1 protein-coding gene and 3 pseudogenes are annotated in these 3,092 nt (G+C 49.5%); all 4 read left to right on the top strand.

Going from position 1 to position 3,092, the window contains the following annotated elements; all coding sequences use genetic code 11:
* Positions 1-99 precede the first annotated feature (99 nt).
* A complete protein-coding gene (locus tag AC075L_RS20690; RefSeq protein ID WP_476388118.1) occupies positions 100-423 on the top strand; it encodes a hypothetical protein in 324 nt (107 codons plus the stop codon).
* A gap of 84 nt (positions 424-507) precedes the next feature.
* Positions 508-2,089: pseudogene (gene mobQ, locus AC075L_RS20695) on the top strand (MobQ family relaxase).
* Between the two features lie 66 nt (positions 2,090-2,155).
* A pseudogene (locus tag AC075L_RS20700) lies at positions 2,156-2,801 on the top strand (CHC2 zinc finger domain-containing protein).
* Positions 2,770-3,092, top strand: a pseudogene (locus AC075L_RS20705) (virulence-associated E family protein); the annotation flags it as partial. The pseudogenes AC075L_RS20700 and AC075L_RS20705, both read left to right, overlap by 32 nt.

Below are 3,092 nucleotides of genomic sequence, written 5' to 3' on the forward strand. Positions count from 1 at the left end.
AAGTTATAAGTGGATTTTTGCGAAGCTGTATGATACTATTATTTTATAACGCTTTGAAAATTCGTGGATTACTTAACAAATTAGAAGGAGGTATTTTATATGTTTAAAAAAGCTTTTTGGGTTCCTTATGAGGATAGTGCCAATTACCCAACTCTTGCAAAAACTATGGAAGCAATTTCAAAGTATTGTGAAGAAAATGGTAAGTCTTATACATTTATTAACGATGACGAAGTGGAGATAAATGGAAAAAGATATGAAATATATAGGGGCTACGAAAATGGTAGTAGGGGAAATTACGGCATAAAAAATGTAAAGAAAAATAAATCCAGTTTGTTATTCTACACACATCGGGTCAACTTGTCCCGAACTTTCACAACTAAATACCCGCCGTTTACACAGCGGCACACCGAGCAGGAAATCTGAAAAAGGTCTCCTGCTTTTTTTCTGCCCAAAATGAGGTGGTAAAACGCCCACCCATCCACCAATTACCGAAAGGAGGGACACGAAATGCCCTGTCCGCACAACGAAATCACGATTGTTCAGCGCAGCCAGCGGCAGTCTGCGGTTGCCGCCGCTGCTTACCAGAGTGGCGAAAAGCTGTTCTGTGAATACGACCAGCAAGTGAAGCACTACCCAGAAAAGCGTGGTATCGTCCACAATGAAATCCTGCTCCCGGCAAATGCCCCACAGGAATATGCAGACCGCAATACCTTATGGAACGCCGCCGAAGCGGTGGAGAAGCAATGGAACTCTCAGCTTGCAAGGCGGTGGGTGCTTACCATCCCCAGAGAAATACCGCCCGACCAGTACGCTGTCCTTGTCCGGGAGTTTTGCCAGAAGCAGTTTGTTTCCAAAGGCATGATTGCTGATTTTGCTATCCATGACCCCCATCCGCCGGGACATAATCCCCACGCCCATGTCCTGCTGACCATGCGGGCAATGGACGAACATGGGAAATGGCTTCCCAAAAGCCGCAAGGTTTATGACCTTGATGAGAACGGGGAACGGATAAAACTGCCATCCGGCAGGTTGAAAAGCCACAAGGAAGATACGGTGGACTGGAACAACCAGAAGTATTGTGAAATCTGGCGGCATGAATGGGAGGTCATCCAGAACCGCTATCTGGAAGCCAATGACCGCCCGGAGCGTGTGGACTTGCGTTCCTATGCCAGACAGGGGCTTGATATAGTCCCTACTGTCCATGAGGGAGCTGCTGTCCGGCAGATGGAAAAGCGAGGTATCCAGACGAATATCGGCAACCTGAACCGGGAAATCAGAGCTGCCAACAATCTGATGAAGTCCATCCGGCAGCTTATCCAAAACCTCAAAGGCTGGATTACCGAGCTGGGCGAAAAACGGAAAGAGCTGCTTGCACAAAAGGCGGCGGAGGAAGCAACACTTCTTCCCAATCTGCTGATGAAGTATATGGAAAGATACGAAAGGAAGAACGGAAGGACTGGACAAGGGCTGCGACGGAGCCGGGGGACTTCGCAGGAGCTTAAAGGCAGTGAGCGAAGCCCTATCCTATCTCCCGGCAAAAGGGGCTTTCCACTGTGGAGGACTTAGAAGCATCTGAATCTCCGGGAAATCAGCCGCAGATTACCGCAATCAGATGAAGCCAAAGGAAGCCCGCAGCAAAGTGATTGACGGGATTCTTGCCAGCCGGACAGACTGCAAGGAATGTAAGCCTGTCTATGAGAAGTACCAGAAGATATTTTTTAAGAAAACAAAGGAGAAATTCAAACAGGAACACCCAGAGGTTGCCCGGTATGCGAAAGCCGCCGCCTATCTTGCCAAGCACCCGGACGATAAGGACAGTACCCAAAAGGAGCTGCAAGAGGAGCAGGAAATGCTTCTTAGCGAAATCGCAGAGCTGAAAGTACCGCTGACCGAGGTACAGGAGGATTTGAAGAAGCTGCGGGACATCCGCTACTGGGTACGGAAAGCCACACCCGGCACAGAGGAAAGTAAAGAGCCGCCCAAGAAACAGCCTATCAAAGAAATCTTGCAGGATAAGACTGACGAGAAAAAAGCACAAAGAACCGCCCCGGCACAGGCGAAACACAGACAACAGGATATGGAACTTTAACAGGCACTTGCCATTTTCAATCAGAGAATGTCAGGTGTTTTTTTCTTTTTTCAAGGAGGGATAGATTTGAATGTATTTGAAGCTGTGAAGCAGTCCGTCACAACCAGACAGGCTGCGGAGCATTATGGAATCCATGTAGGGCGGAACGGGATGGCTTGCTGCCCGTTCCATCATGATAAAACCCCAAGCATGAAGCTGGATCGGCGTTACCACTGCTTCGGCTGCGGTGCGGATGGGGATGTGATTGATTTTGCCGCCGCCCTGTATGGGCTGGGAAAGAAAGACGCCGCCGTACAACTGGCACAGGACTTCGGGCTTTCCTATGAGGACTGGGAAACCGCCGGGAAAAGCAAAAAAGCCCAAGCCCCGGCAGAAATCCCCGGAGGAACAGTTTCAGGAAGCAAAAAACCGCTGCTTCCGTATTCTTGCCGATTATCTCCACCTACTCCGAGTGTGGAGAAAGGAATATGCCCCGCACTCCCCGGAGGAAGTCTTTCATCCCCGGTTTGTGGAAGCCTTACAGAAGCAAGACCATGTGGAATATCTGCTGGATGTGCTGCTGTTCGGGGAAACAGAGGAAAAAGCGGCTTTGATTACGGAATACGGAAAGGATGTGATACAGCTTGAACAGCGAATGGCAGAGCTTGCAGCCGCAGACGCAGCAAGAACTAAAAAACACCATGAACGCCATGCAGCCGCCCCAGAGCATTGAGGAAATCAAGGCGGGGCTGGAAACCACCGAGAAAGGCGGTGTCCGTCAGAGCATACGGAACTGCCTGACCGTATTCCAGCGTGATCCGCTGCTTTCCGGGGCTATCGCATACAACATTCTGACCGACCGCAAGGACATCATAAAGCCCATCGGCTTCCACAGGGACAGCACCGCCTTAAACGATACGGACATGAAATATCTGCTTCTCTATCTGGAAGAAACCTACGGGCTTACCAATGAGAAAAAGATTGATAACGCCATCGGGATTGTGGCAAATGAAAACAAGTACCA

The organism is Blautia sp. ZXY-1-B12 (assembly GCF_056339915.1).

Coding starts and splice junctions, on each gene's coding strand:
- AC075L_RS20690 (WP_476388118.1), top strand. CDS start 100: ATGTTTAAAAAAGCTTTTTGGGTTCCTTATGAGGATAGTGCCAATTAC.